This window comes from Parvularcula sp. IMCC14364 (assembly GCF_030758415.1).
Lineage (GTDB): Bacteria > Pseudomonadota > Alphaproteobacteria > Caulobacterales > Parvularculaceae > Aquisalinus.
Genome location: NZ_CP132334.1, coordinates 472,094 through 487,353, shown reverse-complemented (window position 1 = coordinate 487,353; position 15,260 = coordinate 472,094). Strand labels below are relative to the sequence as shown.

At 53.4% G+C, this 15,260-nt stretch carries 13 protein-coding genes and 1 pseudogene; 12 read left to right on the top strand and 2 right to left on the bottom strand.

The window, feature by feature from the left end:
- The first annotated feature begins 20 nt into the window (after window positions 1-20).
- The 9 genes and pseudogenes from RAL90_RS02365 (at window position 21) to RAL90_RS02330 (ending at window position 9,851) form a co-directional block, all read left to right on the top strand.
- Window positions 21-797 (top strand): HAD family hydrolase, encoded by a 777-nt coding sequence (locus RAL90_RS02365; protein WP_306252931.1) that lies wholly within the window; start codon window positions 21-23, stop codon window positions 795-797.
- Window positions 798-860: 63 nt separating this feature from the next.
- Entirely contained in the window at window positions 861-2,363 is a 1,503-nt protein-coding gene (gene ggpS, locus RAL90_RS02360) for a glucosylglycerol-phosphate synthase (protein WP_372340417.1), read from the top strand.
- Window positions 2,364-2,544: 181 nt separating this feature from the next.
- The gene (locus RAL90_RS02355) at window positions 2,545-2,814 is read left to right on the top strand and encodes an FG-GAP repeat protein (RefSeq protein ID WP_306252929.1); all 270 of its coding nucleotides are present in this window, start codon (window positions 2,545-2,547) and stop codon (window positions 2,812-2,814) included.
- Window positions 2,815-2,852: 38 nt separating this feature from the next.
- A protein-coding gene (locus RAL90_RS02350; RefSeq protein WP_306252903.1) for an IS5 family transposase occupies window positions 2,853-3,616 on the top strand; the annotation gives its coding sequence in 2 pieces (ribosomal slippage) (window positions 2,853-3,186 and window positions 3,186-3,616; 765 coding nt in all).
- 3 nt (window positions 3,617-3,619) lie between these two features.
- Window positions 3,620-3,793: pseudogene (locus RAL90_RS16255) on the top strand (integrin alpha); the annotation flags it as partial.
- Between the two features lie 90 nt (window positions 3,794-3,883).
- Window positions 3,884-6,037, top strand: coding sequence for a hypothetical protein (locus RAL90_RS02345; RefSeq protein WP_306252928.1), 2,154 nt, complete (start codon window positions 3,884-3,886; stop codon window positions 6,035-6,037).
- A gap of 503 nt (window positions 6,038-6,540) precedes the next feature.
- Complete coding sequence (locus tag RAL90_RS02340; protein ID WP_306252927.1) at window positions 6,541-7,902, top strand: hypothetical protein; 1,362 nt, start codon at window positions 6,541-6,543, stop codon at window positions 7,900-7,902.
- Entirely contained in the window at window positions 7,892-9,238 is a 1,347-nt protein-coding gene (gene murD, locus RAL90_RS02335; RefSeq protein ID WP_306252926.1) for a UDP-N-acetylmuramoyl-L-alanine--D-glutamate ligase, read from the top strand. The genes RAL90_RS02340 and murD overlap by 11 nt, the downstream gene beginning before the upstream one ends.
- A gap of 34 nt (window positions 9,239-9,272) precedes the next feature.
- Window positions 9,273-9,851 (top strand): GtrA family protein, encoded by a 579-nt coding sequence (locus RAL90_RS02330; RefSeq protein ID WP_306252925.1) that lies wholly within the window; start codon window positions 9,273-9,275, stop codon window positions 9,849-9,851.
- 1 nt (window position 9,852) lies between these two features.
- On the opposite strand, the gene RAL90_RS02325 is transcribed toward RAL90_RS02330, so the two are convergent.
- Complete coding sequence (locus RAL90_RS02325) at window positions 9,853-10,560, bottom strand: CAP domain-containing protein (protein ID WP_306252924.1); 708 nt, start codon at window positions 10,558-10,560, stop codon at window positions 9,853-9,855.
- Window positions 10,561-10,751: 191 nt separating this feature from the next.
- On the opposite strand from RAL90_RS02325, the gene RAL90_RS02320 reads away from it, so the two are divergent.
- Window positions 10,752-11,330 (top strand): bifunctional 2-polyprenyl-6-hydroxyphenol methylase/3-demethylubiquinol 3-O-methyltransferase UbiG, encoded by a 579-nt coding sequence (locus RAL90_RS02320; RefSeq protein WP_306252923.1) that lies wholly within the window; start codon window positions 10,752-10,754, stop codon window positions 11,328-11,330.
- A gap of 50 nt (window positions 11,331-11,380) precedes the next feature.
- Here the strand turns inward: RAL90_RS02320 and aceB are convergent, their stop codons facing one another.
- Entirely contained in the window at window positions 11,381-12,970 is a 1,590-nt protein-coding gene (gene aceB, locus RAL90_RS02315) for a malate synthase A (protein ID WP_306252921.1), read from the bottom strand.
- Between the two features lie 215 nt (window positions 12,971-13,185).
- On the opposite strand from aceB, the gene ald reads away from it, so the two are divergent.
- Window positions 13,186-14,298, top strand: a complete 1,113-nt coding sequence (ald, locus tag RAL90_RS02310; protein ID WP_306252920.1) for an alanine dehydrogenase — start codon at window positions 13,186-13,188, stop codon at window positions 14,296-14,298.
- A gap of 142 nt (window positions 14,299-14,440) precedes the next feature.
- A complete protein-coding gene (locus RAL90_RS02305) occupies window positions 14,441-15,253 on the top strand; it encodes a ferredoxin--NADP reductase (RefSeq protein ID WP_306252919.1) in 813 nt (270 codons plus the stop codon).
- Window positions 15,254-15,260 lie beyond the last annotated feature (7 nt).

The window sequence follows — 15,260 nt, the reverse complement described above, 5'->3', positions numbered from 1 at the left end:
CATCAACAGAAATAAACAACATGCCCGATACTCCCGCGGACCTGTCTGGCCATCATATGGTGCTGGCGACAGACCTCGACGGTACCTTTCTAGGCGGTAGCGAAGACGCCCGCGACCAGCTTTATCAATGGATCCAGCAACATCGTGATACGGTGGGCCTGATCTTCGTGACCGGGCGTGACCCTGCCTTCATCCGGGAGCTGTGCGCATCTGGCCGCGTCCCCTGGCCTGATTATGTGGTGGGGGATGTGGGCACAACCATTGCCCGCCTTTCACCGGGCAAAGAGGTCCTGCCCATCCCGGCACTGGAAGCGCATATCTGCGCCATTTGGGACGACCGCGGACCGACAGTTCGCAAAAAGCTCGACGCTCATCCAGGCCTCACCCTGCAGCCGACAGCATTTCGTTACCGGGTCAGTTATGATCTGGATCCGGAAAAATTTGACAACAGTGCCATCAGTATCGTCGAAGCCCTAGGGGCAGACAGCCTCATCTCGGATAATCGGTTTTTCGACGTCCTGCCGCGCGGTATCAGCAAGGGGCCCTCTCTCATCCGTTTGCTGACAGAACTGAATGTGCCACTGGCAAAGGTGCTTGCTGCAGGTGATACCCTGAATGACCTCTCCCTGCTCACAACTGGCACGCCCGCGGTCGCCGTTGGCGGCGCTGAAACCGGCTTGATTGAAGCCCTGCCCCAACTAAAAAATATCCATCGCGCCAGGGCGGTCGGTGCCGCCGGCATTGCCGAAGCCATTCGTATTTTTGACCTGCATCCGCACGCCCTTCAGGAGGCATGATCCATGCCTGCAAAAACAACACCAACAGACAAGATGTCAACACAAACAAAAGCTGCAGACTCAATGTCGTCAGACCTCGTCATTGTATATCACCGGCAACCCTATGAGGAGGTTGAGGAAAACGGCAAGACAGTCTTCCGTGAAAATGCCAGCCCGAATGGCATTGTGCCAACATTGAAAAGTTTCTTTGGCAAAGCTGAACATGGTGCCTGGGTCGCCTGGAAACTGGCAGAAGATCCCGTCAACCCCGGTTTCGAGCGCGTGGTCGAGATTGACGATGCCCATGGCAAATACAGCGTATCGCGCCTGCCCCTGACGGCTGAGCAGGTCAGCAGTTTCTATCACATTACCTCGAAAGAAGCGTTCTGGCCGATCCTGCACAGCTTCAAGGGCAACTATAATTATGACCCGGTGGACTGGCCAACCTTTCGCGAGGTTAACTGGGCCTTTGCCGAGGCAGCGGCATCTGAGGCTGGCGAAAATGCGCGCGTCTGGGTCCACGACTATAACCTCTGGCTGGTGCCCGGTTATTTGCGTCAGATGCGTCCGGACCTAACCATATCATTCTTTCATCATACGCCCTTTCCCGCAGCGGACATGTTCAACGTGCTGCCATGGCGCCGGGAGATTGTGGAAAGTCTGCTCGCCTGCGATGTGATCGGCTTTCAGATTCCGCGTTATGCGGCCAATTTCCTGTCCGTGGCACGCAGCCTGCTTGATGTCGACGTCCTGGAGCGACAGCCGGTTGATCATGATCTCATCTCGGAAGGGACAGCGCTGAGCGAGCGCAGCGCGCCGACTCTGATCACCTATGAGGGCCAACAGATTGCCATCAGTTCATCCGCCGTGGGAGTCGCGGTCGATTTCATTGAGACACGCGCGAGCGATCCCGTCTTCCGGGAACAGGCGCGTCAGGTGCGCGAGAATATGGATGGCAGCCAGTTGATCTTGTCTGTGGGGCGTACGGATTATACCAAAGGCGGCGTTGAACAGCTGGAGAGCTTCGAGCGCATTTTGCAGGACAATCCGCGGCTGCGTGGCAACGTGCGGCTGATGCATGTCTCTGTCAGCGCCAATCGCAATATGACGGCATATGAGGATATTCAGTCCGGTATTGAAGAAACGGCGGGCCGGATCAATGGGCGCTTTGGCACACTGGACTGGCAGCCCATCGCGCTGATCTCGCGGGCGATCCCGTTTGATGACCTGATAAAGTATTATCTGGCGGCGGATATTGCCTGGATCACGCCCCTGGCTGACGGCATGAATCTTGTTTGCAAGGAATATGTAGCCGCGCGTACGGACAATGATGGTGTCCTCGTCCTGTCGGAATTTGCCGGTGCCGCTGTGGAACTCAACTCGGCCGTTATCACAAACCCGTTCTCCAACCGCTCCATGGACCAGGCCATTCTGCAGGCGCTCGACATGCCGCAGGCAGAACGCCGTACCCGCATGACCGCCCTGCGCCGCATGGTCAAACGCTTCTCCGTCGAAGCCTGGGGCGCTGAACAGGCCGCAGAGTTCGACAAGGCCCGCAAAAGACGCGAGCGTGCCAACCCGACATAGGAAAACAAGTTCAATGTGAGCCGTCAAGCAGATTGAGGACCGACTTGAACTGGGCAAGATTTTCACAAAATGATACTGATGTCGCTCTGCATCTTCACTTTCAATACCGTCCATACCGTCACGTTACTGACACAAATTATACATATAATTTTTAGAAGCACTAATATCTAAAGGAGTTTCCATGTCCATTTTGACTCAATTTGACTTGACAGAAATAAATGGAATTAATGGATTTCAGATCAATGGCCTTGAAGGGTTAGTCAGGTCTGGTCGATCGTTATCAGTAGATGGCGACATAAATAATGATGGATTTGACGATATCCTTATTGGTGCAGGCTCAGGTGGAAATGACAATGGTCGTGCGTTTGTAATTTTTGGCCGTTCGGACGGGTTTAAACCAGTGGTTGAATTGTCGGACCTAGGCTCAGGACCTATTAATCTTGTGATCTGATACGAACGGTGATTCAAGATTGCAAAGGAGGCTTTGCAATGAGCGATTTGATTTGGTTATCGAAAGAGCAGTTGTCACGGATTGAGCCGTATTTTCCTTTATCCCATGGTGTTCCGCGCGTTGACGACAGGCGTGTATTGTCCGGGATCATCTTCGTGATCCGCAACGGTTTGCGCTGGCGTGATGCGCCGAAGGAATATGGTCCGCACAAGACTTTATACAATCGCTTTATCCGCTGGAGCCGCTTGGGCGTTTTTGATCGCATCTTTTCGAACCTGTCTGCGCAAGGGGACGTTTCCGAAACGCTGATGATTGACGCCACGCATTTGAAAGCCCATCGCACCGCGTCCAGCCTTTTAAAAAAGGGGCTTTTCCCAGGCACATTGGACGCACAAAAGGCGGCTTGAACTCAAAACTTCACGCCGTTGTCGATAACATGGGACGCCCGCTGATCATGTGCCTGACGGCTGGACAGACAAGCGATCATATCGGCGCAAAGCTGATCTATCCGGCACTGCCGGAGGGCGCGAAAACCCTGATCGGCGACAAGGGTTACGATAGCGATGAGTTTCGCAGTGCTCTCACCGCTAAAAACATTCAGCCCTGCATCCCACCGCGAAAAGGACGGCGTCATCCAGCGGAGTTTTGCGAAACTCTCTATAAACAACGCCACAAAGTCGAGATCATGTTCGGAAGGCTAAAAGACTGGCGGCGCGTCGCCACCCGCTATGACCGCTGTGCTCACACATACTTCTCAAGCATCTGCATCGCAGCTACGATGATCTTCTGGATCAATCAATGAGTCCTGAGCCTAGATGGCTCGGACGGCTTTTCAATTGAACCCATCCAAGATAGCTCAGATGGTGATAATCTTGGTTTTGATGCTAATATTGTCGGAGACATCAACGGTGATGGTATAGATGATTTTATCATTTCAGCGCCGTACAAAAATACAGGTGGAGCTTTTGACTCCGGTCAAGCATACGTCATTTTTGGCACTACTGAAGGGGCAGAGCCTAGCTTTTCTGTCTCGTCACTTGATGGCACTAACGGTTTTTCTTTAAGCGGCTTGACCACAGGTGACCGGCTGGGCTTCAGCACTGCCGCCGCAGGTGATATTAACGCTGACGGCATCGACGATTTTCTGGTTTCAAGTATACGAGCCACTGTGGACGGTAACTTCTCCGCTGGAGAGACTTATGTTGTTTTCGGTTCCGCGGGGGGCTTCGGTGAAAATATAGAAACATCAGATCTAAACGGTCTCAACGGATTTGTGGTGCAAGGAACAGGCGGTAGAGACTATTCCGGCAGCACACTCTCTGGACTTGGCGATATTAATGGCGACGGAATTGATGATTTCGCAATCGGTGCCGCAAATGCAAATAGTTCAGGGAAAAATTCAGTTGGTGAAGTGTATATTATTTTTGGTGATGACAATATCAAGCCTGCCGCAATGAACGTGAGTAGCTTGAACGGCTCGAATGGCTTCACAATAGAAGGTATAGATGCGGGTGATAGATTGGCAGCATCTGGCAATATTGGTGATGTTAACGGTGACGGCATTAATGATATATTCTTGGGGGCGCCTGGTGGTGATGCGAACGCATATGATTCCGGAGAAGCATATGTAATTTATGGTAGAAATGACTTCACACAAGATCGACTGGAACTATCCGATTTTGACAACAGTCAGGGGTTTGCAATTAACGGTGTGGGTGAACGAGAAAGAACTACAGCGATAGGTTCTGCAGGAGATTTCAATGGAGATGGGGTTGGAGACTTCATCTTAAGTACAGACAGTGAAGTTACATCTAGAAATGGTAATTTCATTTCCTTTGGAAAAACTTATATTGTGTTTGGTCGTGATGGAGGTTTTACGGATACCGTCGAGCTATCCGAGCTTGACGGCTCGAATGGTTTCGCAGTGAGTAATGGTACGCAAGCTTCCTCTGCCGGTGATATTAATGGCGATGGATTTGACGACGTGGCAATCGGACTACCTGGAGGCCCTAGTAATGAGTCATCTGTAAGCGGCCAAACATATATAATTTTCGGTTTCTCCACAGGGCTAAACGGCACTGATGACGAAGATGTTTTAAACGGATCTTTTCTTGGAGATGAAATATTTGGTTTTGCTGGAGATGATGAACTGCTTGGCGGGAGAGGTAATGACTTGCTCATTGGTGGTTCTGGCGCTGACATATTAGATGGTGGCGAGGATATCGATGTTGCAAGTTACCATTCTTCTTCAGCCGGAATATCTATTGACCTCAGTACAGGTGTTTCCTTCGGTGGCGACGCGGAAGGTGACACTATTCAAAACATTGAGGGCATCACTGGGTCAGACTTTAACGATACATTGATAGGTGATATCGCCGATAATAGACTGCAAGGCCTTGCGGGAAATGATATTATAGATGGCATGGCTGGGCAGGATTATATTGAAGCCGGTAGCGGGCGAGACACGGTTTTCGGAGGTGACGGCTCTGATACTATATTCGGCGGCTCCGGTGCTGACAGCCTGTTCGGCGGAACTCAAGATGATAAGATCGAAGGGAACGGAGGCAAAGACAAGCTTTTCGGGAATGAAGGTAATGATACGCTTTCGGCGGGTGGGGGGCGAGATCAATTGGACGGCGGCATAGGAAACGACATTCTTATTGGCGGCGATTCAGGTGATTTTATTCAGGGTGGTGATGGCAACGACCAGATAGAAGGTCGGCGGGGCAGCGACACTATTTTTGGGGGCGCCGGCAATGATCTAATCATTGGTAATGGTTTAACTGATATAATCTCTGGGGATTCAGGCAACGACATTATTCGTGGTGGAGGGGGAAGCGACATCCTCAATGGAAATTCTGGAAACGATCAGATTTTTGGGGGTAGTGGCAATGATGAAGTTTCCGGTGGACTCGGTGACGATACTTTGTCCGGCGGTGGCGGCGATGACATTCTCTCTGGTGGGGGCGGCATTGATATACTTTCTGGTAACGGCGGAAGCGATACATTTGTATTCAACGTTGGCGATGAGGAAGTATCAATAATAGACTTTCGAAATGGTACTGATAAAATTGATCTAACTGATTTTGATTTCATTGACGCCAATGATGCAATCGCTGCGATGGTTGAGGAAAATGGTGATGTGTTTTTGCTTATAGGAAACGATACGCTGACAATAAATAACACATCATTAATTGATATATTAGATGATATTATCGTTTGAATAATTAATGTATACTATACGGATTATCTTATATTAATTTTATCATACCCTGCAATTTATTTTCTTGATTGATCTTTTAAGCTGTGTGTTATTAGAAGATTCCCGAAAGGGAGTATGATATAGCATGTTTTGATTTTTCGGATTAAGAATAGGCGGTGATTGAACCGTCGTTGCCAAAGGATAACAGCAGCCTGAAGCACAAAGATGATCGCACGGTCCTGAACTGCATCTTTTACATTTTGCGCCCTGGCGTGACTTGCCAGAACAATATGGACCGCAAACGACGGGCCCGCCAAAATTCTAAACATCAGCTAGAAAGGACATGACGCACGTTTTGACGATGGGCGTCGAAGGAAATAGGTCACATTCTATTCTGGTGAACTACCTCCCTCATTTAGCGGGTGACTAATAGGCATCAAATAGCCTGCCATTCGCTTAAACTGTCATATTGCCGCCATGCTGCGATATGACCTATCAGGGAAATGGTTTTTCAGGATCAGGTCATGGCGGACCCGCGACAGGCAGACAGTTTCAGGATGGAGGGATGGCAGGTGTCAGCTGACGGGGCGTCTGTGCGTTTTGACTATACCTGCGCGCGCTACGGGGCCTTCTCGGAAATTGTCACTTTTACGGCCACGGATCTGGCCCTGGAAGCGCGCCTGGACCGGGGACTGGCTGGCCTCCTCGACCTGTTGCAGGTTGCGCTGGGGGTCAGTTATTACAAATGCGCTGCCGCCCGCCGCCTGCTGTTACCCCTCACGCGAATCTCATCAGAATTACACCAGTTGGCAACTGCCCTTTATGGCGATGGTCTGGCTGAGTTGTATGTGCGTAACGGTCTCTATCAGAGCCATGAGCTTGAGATTGTCGCCAGCGACAAAGACAGCGCCCCCTATCCCGAACAGGTGGCACAGACGCACAGCCTTGACGGACAGGCACTGGTTGCCTGGGGCGGCGGCAAGGATTCTTATGTTGCTGATGCAATCGCCCGGCGGGCGGGCCTGACGGCGCAGCGCTGTGCGGTTGTCATGTCCGACAAGGTTGAGGCCGCGATCCAGCGCACAAGCGAAATGCCAGTGCTGTTTCTGCGCCGACATCTCGACCCGAAACTGCGCGATGTGAATGCCGCTGATGCCCTGAACGGCCACGTTCCCATCACTGCCATTAACGCGCTGATGCTGGTCATTCTCGGCCGCCTGTCAGGTGCGCAAAGTGTGATTTTCGCAAATGAACGCTCTGCCGATGAGCCAACCATCCGGCAGGACGGGATCGTCGCAAATCATCAGTATTCGAAATCCAGCAACTTCGAGAATATCATGCGCGATGCCATCGGGACAGCCGATCCGTTGGCGCCGGCCTATTTTTCCGTCCTTCGCCCCTATTCGGAGATCTGGATTGCCGAAAAGTTCTCGGCTCTGCAGGAAGCATTCCCGCGCTTCACCAGTTGCAACCAAAACTTCCGTATTACCGGCGCAGAACCACCACGCTGGTGCGGTGCGTGCGCGAAATGCGCTTTCACCTCGCTGATGCTGGCGCCACATCTGAGCCTTGAGCAGGCCCGAACAATCTTTCCCGATAATTTCCTTGAGCGCGAAAACCTGCTGCCGCTTTATCGGGAACTCTGTGGACTGACAGACAGCAAACCGTGGGATTGCGTTGGCACCATCAATGAATGTCGCGCTACAGTATATCGGCTGAGCCTGTCCTCCCCCTGGCGCGCCACGCGAGCCGTGCGTGCACTCATCCCGCAGATCCTGGCGCTGCATGATACGGCAACGCTCGAGACATTCTGGCAGGACGGAATGGGTGTTGCGGACAGACATTTCGTGCCGGACACGATGATGAAAGCAGCCCATGATCTTTGATCCGGCCACATCCAGACTCATCATTCACGGCCTCGGCGTTGAAGGCCGCGCCGCGCTGGACTGGTTTCTCACACAGCAGGCACAGCACATTACCGTTATAGACAGGGCAGATAAATTTTCTGCCCTGCCCGAATCCCTTCAGCAGAATACAGCCGTCACCCATGTGACCGAGCCAGAGTGGGTGTCGGAAAATCATGACACCCCGCGGCCAGAGCTCTATCTACGCTCGCCGGGTATTGCGCCGGATAATCCTGTTTTTGAAAAAATCAGACATCTGCGTATTCCGCACACCACGCCCACCGGCTACTGGCTGGCCAAATATGCGCCGCAAAACACCATCACCATCACCGGGACCAAGGGCAAGAGTTCCACCGCCAGCCTGACGGCACATTTATTGCGCTGGGCCGGGCGCAGGGCCGAGGAGATGGGTAATATTGGGCGTACACCTTTTGAAGCAGTCATCAGTACGGATACAATTTGCGTGCTTGAGCTCTCCTCTTACATGATGCACGATCTCCCGCCCCTCTCCGCTTTTCATGTCGTCACCAATATCTATAAGGAACATACGGACTGGCATGGCAGCCACAGCGCCTACAGGCATGACAAGCTGCGCCCCTTCGCGCAAAACCCGCCTGCGCGGGGTATCGTCGCTACTGATTTACGACAGGAAGTCCCGGCAAACAGCGCGATCACCACCTTCGACGACCATACCCGCATTGACGGCAACCGGATCACATTCGGCACCGTACATGAGTTGACGCCAGTTGATCTGCACCCGGCCTTTGCCGCACCGTCGATGTTGCTTGCTCTGCGGGCCAGCATTGCCACTTGCCTTGCCAGTGGTTTGCTGACCCCGGATCAGGTCTCGGCTGCCTTGCAGAAGAATCTGTCGGGCTGGCCCGGTCTGCCGTCCCGCCAGTTTATCCTGCCAACGACTGATGGACTCATCTGGGTTGATGACGCGCTGGCGACAGTGCCGGAGGCAACACTTTCTGCTCTCACGCGCTGGCAGGGGCAGACCATTCACCTGCTGCTGGGCGGGGCAGACCGGGGCCAGCAGTTTGATGCCCTGATCGCACATTGCCGGGCCCGCGCCAATATCCAGCTTTATGCCTTCAGCGAAACGGCCTCTGCCTTACAGGCAGCAGCTGAGTCTGGCGCAGCGCCAACATTGATTTCGCATCACGACAGCCTTGAGAGCATGATCGAAAGCGCGCGCCATAAGGCCCGCGAGGGAGATATCATCCTGTTTTCACCAGCTGCCCCCTCAGCTCGCCCACATGCAAATTACCTCGAGCGGTCAAGGATTTTTCAATCTTTTGCCCCACAAGGTTAACGCCAAACGCCTGCACTGCTGGAGATACCTCCCCGTGACACCGACAGCTGACATTGCCACACCATTGGAAACCGGCTCAACTGACGGCATGAAACGCCATTTGTCTGATCTGGCCAAATCACTTGGCGCCTTTGCCATGGTCGGTATCGCGGCAACACTGGTGCATTATCTCATCCTGATGGTTCTGATGGAAACGGGGCTTGTCACATCGCTGGCCGCAGCCAACCTGCTGGGCTTCGGCGGCGGCCTGCTGATCTCTTATCTCGGCAATCACTATTTCGTCTTTGATGGCGGGCGCAGCCACGTTCACGGGTTTGCCCTGATGGTCGCCGGCTATATTATCGTCATGTTATTGCATACCGGTTTGATGATCGGGCTGACGCAAGGGCAGATTTTCACTTTTCTCCAGGGCCCGGTGGCCAGTGTTGGCGGTGAGGCCCTGATTGGCCTGTGGCAGTGGTTTATCAGCATCATGCCGGCCTGGCTGTCACCACATCTGGTGGGCGATACATCTCTCACAACCTCCACAACCATTGCCTTCATCGCAAGTTCCGGTACTGCGGCTGTTCTGACCTATTGCTGGAACCGCTTCATCGTATTCAAGGCAGCCTAGGTTAAAACCGTTCGGCAATAATCAGGGTCCAGAATACACGGTACTCTGACGCGGGATCATACACATAGGCAATACCAATATCCTGTGCCTTTGCTGCCAGCAGTTTTTCGCGATGTACCGGACTTTGCTGCCATGCGCGAAATGCTTCTTCAAAGCTGCGCTGACCGCCACTGATATTTTCCGCTGCGGCATGGGCGTCGTACCCGGCACGTTGCAAGCGCGTCTGCAATGTCGACCCATCGCTGCCGGTGTGGGAAACACGGTCAACCTGTGCGAGGTCCTGCGCATGGCTGCGCGCAGCTGTGACCAGACGTCGCTCAAGGAACAGCGGTGCCAGTCCGTTCTCGCCGCGATATACGTTCACCATGCGGATCGCCTGATCAAGATTAAGCCGTGGCATGATGTCGCGGGCAGGCGTGCTGCGAAATACCGGCTGAACACCCTGGCGCTGTGCGCTCAACACAGGCTGCACCCGCATCGCGGAGGGCACAAACATCTCGGCAGGAACTGCGCAGGCACAAGAGTCTGATAGCTCGGCTGTTTGTGTGTCGCCGGCGGGCGGGCGCGTCGTCTGAACCGGTGCTACTATCGCGCGGACCGGCGCCTGCGTGACAGGCGCAGCCTCCAATGATCTCGGCGCAGGCGGTATAGCCTCACACCCGGTCACGACAATCACCGCCAGGACAAGCAGCTTGATTCTGCACAACACCGCGCACATTCCTTCCCGTTCAAACCGGCTATCTTAACCATCTGCGGGACAGATGAAATATCCATACGCAGCAAGGTTAATGCCTGTCAGAGGCAGCCTTGGTAGCAGGTGCGGCGGGAGAAAGCCCTTGTCAGATCATGCTGTTATCAGAAACAACTGGACACATAAACAACACAGGAGGCGTATCGCCCATGTCGTCAGATCACTCAAACGGGTATGACACTATCGCGGCTGAATTTATTGACATACGGTCCACCGTTGGCACTGACATTGTCACGAAATGGGCTGACACTCTTCCGCCAAAAAGCACGGTCGTGGATATCGGTGCCGGATCGGGCATGCCGCTGACCTCTATCCTGATCAAAAAGGGCCTGAGCGTTTTCGCCATTGATGCATCGCCCAGAATGGTGACTGCCTTCCGGCAACAATTCCCGACTATAGAGATCGCCTGCGAGCCCGCAGAACAGAGCCGGTTTTTCGGGCGGCACTTCGACGCTGCGCTGGCAATCGGGCTGATCTTCCTGTTGCCAGAAGACAGGCAAACTGTCTTGCTTCGCCATATCTGCAGTGTACTGAATCCCGGTGGACGGCTCCTGTTTTCCGCGCCGCACCAGACTTGTACCTGGAAGGATATGCTGACCGGACAAATATCCAGCTCACTGGGGCGCGACGCCTATTCAGCTATTTTGAGTGACGCTGACATGATCCTGCTTGGGACGCACGAGGATGAAGGCGGCAACAATTATTATGACGCACAGAAAAAACTCTGACTTCACGCATGTGTGCAGACAGCGCCCGGCAAGCTGCATCAGCCGATGGCTTACAGTTTCTCGTAAGCGCCAAGGGTCAGGAATTCTGCGAACCCGTCCTGCAGGCAGAGATTTTCAAACAGTTCAATCGCTTCCGGAAAGCGGCCATTCTCCCAGCGCTCAGCACCAACTTCGCCCTTGATGACTTCAATCTCTTCCGCCATGGCCTTGCGGAAATAATCAGCAGTCATGGTTTCACCATTGGTCAGTTTTGCGCCATTGCGAATCCACTGCCAGATGGAGGCACGCGAAATTTCAGCCGTGGCTGCATCTTCCATCAGCCCATAGATTGCCACAGCACCGGCACCCTGCAACCATGCTTCGATATATTGCAGAGCAACGCGAATATTGTCGCGCAAGCCTTCATCTGTGTAATTCCCTTCTGACGGAGCCAGCAGATTGTCAGCTACAATAGGTGCATCGCCCTCGCGCAGGATGTGACGCTGATTGGTTTTACCGTCCTCAAACGCCTTGCCATATACTTCGTTCACAATGGCAGCCAGCCCTGGATGCGCGACCCAGGAACCGTCATGGCCATTGTCCGCTTCCTTCTGTTTGTCAGCACGCACCTTTTCAAAGACAACCTTGTTATCTTCTTCCGACTTGCTCGGGATGAAGGCCGACATGCCGCCCATCGCCAGCGCCCCGCGCTGGTGGCAGGTTTTGACCAGCAGCCGTGAATAGGCATCCAGGAAAGGCTGGCTCATATTCACATCCGTCCGATCCGGTAACATCCGGTCCGGGTGACTTTTCAGAGTCTTGATATAGCTGAAAATATAATCCCAACGGCCACAATTCAGGGCAGCGGCGTGTTCCTTCAGCTCAAAGAGGATTTCGTTCATCTCGAAAACGGCTGGCAGTGTCTCGATCAGCATCGTTGCCTTGATCGTACCAACAGGCAGGCCCACGCGCTCCTGCGCGTAAACAAACACATCATTCCACCAACGGGCCTCTTCGGCGTGTTCCAGTTTCGGCACATAGAAGAAAGGCCCATGCCCAAGATCAATCAGCGCCTGCCAGTTGTGATAGAAATAAAGACCGAAATCCACGAGGCCACCGGGCACATTCAACCCATCACGCCTGATATGCTTCTCATCAAGATGCAGCCCGCGCACCCGCGCCAGCAGGATCGCCGGATCATCACTCAACGCATAGTGTTTGCCGCTTCTCGGGTCTGTATAATCAATCGTGCGACGGATCGCATCATGGAGGTTTTGCTGCCCCTCCACCACGTTCCGCCATGTTGGCGACAGGGCATCTTCAAAGTCAGCCATGAAAACTTTCACGTCCGCATTGAGGGCATTGATGACCATCTTGCGATCAACAGGCCCAGTAATCTCGGTGCGACGATCGAGCAATGGCGTTGGTAGCGCGCCAACTTTCCAGTCACCTTCGCGAATGGCTTTGGTGTCAGGACGGAAATCCGGTAACTGGCCCGCATCAATTTTTTTGTACCAGTCGCGCCGTGCCTGCAGCAACTGCGCGCGGCGACCGGCAAACTGGTCCACCAGCTCTTTCAGAAACTCAAGCGCCCCGTCGCTCAGGATATATTCATCGCCCTCACGCCATTCACCGGTAAATTCAAATCCGCCTTTTTGCATCACAAACACTCCTCTGGTGACCCGCCAGGGGTCAGATCATCTCAATTCATTCCCCTGAAACAAGCAGAAACCGTCTGATTTTCAAGACTTAAAAGCAGGTAATCGCCTTATTCCTCTAGCCAACCTCATACGCCACGCTGTTGCTTTTTGCAGATAGTAAAATGCGCAGTTGGCAGATATATAGATGCAACAAAAAAACCGGGAAGGAGAATCACATGCGCGTCGGTTGCCCCAAGGAAATCAAGACACTCGAGTTTCGTGTTGGCCTCACACCGGACAGTGTGCTCGAACTGACACGGGCCGGGCACGAGGTATTGATTGAAACCAACGCCGGTGCTGCCATCGACTTTCTCGACGAGCAATATGAGATAGCAGGCGCAAAAATTGTCAGCACGCCGGAAGAAATTTTCGCCGAAGCCGACATGATTGTGAAGGTCAAGGAACCACAACTGCATGAATGCGCGATGCTGTGCGAAGGGCAGACACTCTTCACTTATCTGCATCTGGCAGCAGACAAACCACAGGCCGAAGCGCTGGCAGAATCAGGCTGCTGGGCCGTTGCCTATGAAACCGTGACCTCGGATGTGGGCACCCTTCCCCTGCTTCAGCCAATGAGCGAAGTGGCGGGCCGGATGTCGATCCAGGTTGGTGCTGCGTGTCTGCAAATGGCCGCAGGCGGGCGCGGCGTTCTGCTTGGCGGTGTGCCGGGTGTGGAAGCCGGCAAGGTCGTTATTATTGGTGGCGGCACCTCCGGCTACAATGCCGCCCAGATGGCTGTTGGCATGCATGCGGATGTCAGCGTCTTTGACCGCTCCATCACCAAGCTGGAAGAACTGGATACAATTTTTGGAAACCGCATACAGACGGTTTATTCAACCGCTGGCGCTCTGGCCGAAGCAATTACCACCGCCGACCTCGTGGTGGGAGCTGTTCTGGTGCCCGGCGCTGCAGCGCCCAAACTCATCACCCGTGAAATGCTTGGCACCATGAAAAAGGGCGCCGTGCTGGTTGATATTTCCATTGATCAGGGGGGCTGTTTTGAGACTTCCAAGCCAACAACCCATCAGGATCCATATTTCGAGGTTGATGGCATTGTGCATTATTGTGTGGCCAATATGCCGGGCGCTGTTGCGCGCACCTCAACCCTGGCACTGAACAACCGGACCCTGCCCCATGCCGTTAACCTGGCCAATCGCGGCGTGCAGGATGCCCTGCGTCGTGACCGCCACCTCAAGCGTGGACTCAATGTCGCGAAAGGCTGGATCACCCATGAAGCAGTTGCCGAAGACCTCGCCATGAAATTCAAGGAAGCTGACGATTTGCTGTAAAGGTGCAGCTTTTCTAATGCAGAGGCGATGATTTATCGTCTTCGGGTCACGGCTTCGTCATACAGACGGTGTTGTCACACCGTCATTGGCTGACTATATGCTGCACTCCAAAAGCATCGTTGAAAAATCAGAGGCTGCCAACATGACTGAGGCCGCAATAATGGACAAACCCAAGCTAAACCCGAACGCTCCCACACTGGAAAAAGTACTCAGTGTAACACACTACACTGACAGGCTCTTTGCCTTCAGAACAACACGCCCGCAAAGCTTTCGGTTTCGTTCAGGCGAATTCGTGATGATTGGCCTGCCCGGTGACAATGGCAAACCAATCCTGCGTGCCTATTCTGTCGCCAGCCCCGCATGGGATGAGGAACTGGAATTCTTCTCTATCAAGGTCGAAAACGGGCCCCTGACATCGCGACTCCAGAAAATTCAGCCAGGTGATGAAATTTTACTGGGGAAAAAGCCTACCGGCACGCTGGTGCTGGATGCGCTGGTGCCCGGCAAACGCCTTTACATGTTCTCCACCGGTACAGGCTTTGCCCCCTTTGCCAGTCTGGTTCGTGACCCGGAAACCTATGAAAAATTTGACGAGGTCATCGTCACGCATACATGCCGTGAAGTTGCCGAACTTGCCTATTCCCGTGACCTGGTCAACAGCCTGCCCGATGATCCACTGATCGGCGAATTTGTCCGGGACAAGATCAAATATTTTGCTTCGACAACACGCGAACAGTCAGACAATATGGGGCGTATCACTGACCTGATTGAAACAGGTGCACTGTTTGAACATCTCGGTCTGCCTCCCCTTGATCCGGAGACAGATCGCGTCATGATTTGTGGCTCCATGGACATGATCAATGATACAAAGGCCCTGACCGTGAAAGCCGGCCTGACCGAAGGCTCAAATGCGAAACCCGATACGTTCGTAGTCGAAAAGGCATTTGTGGGTTGACGGAATA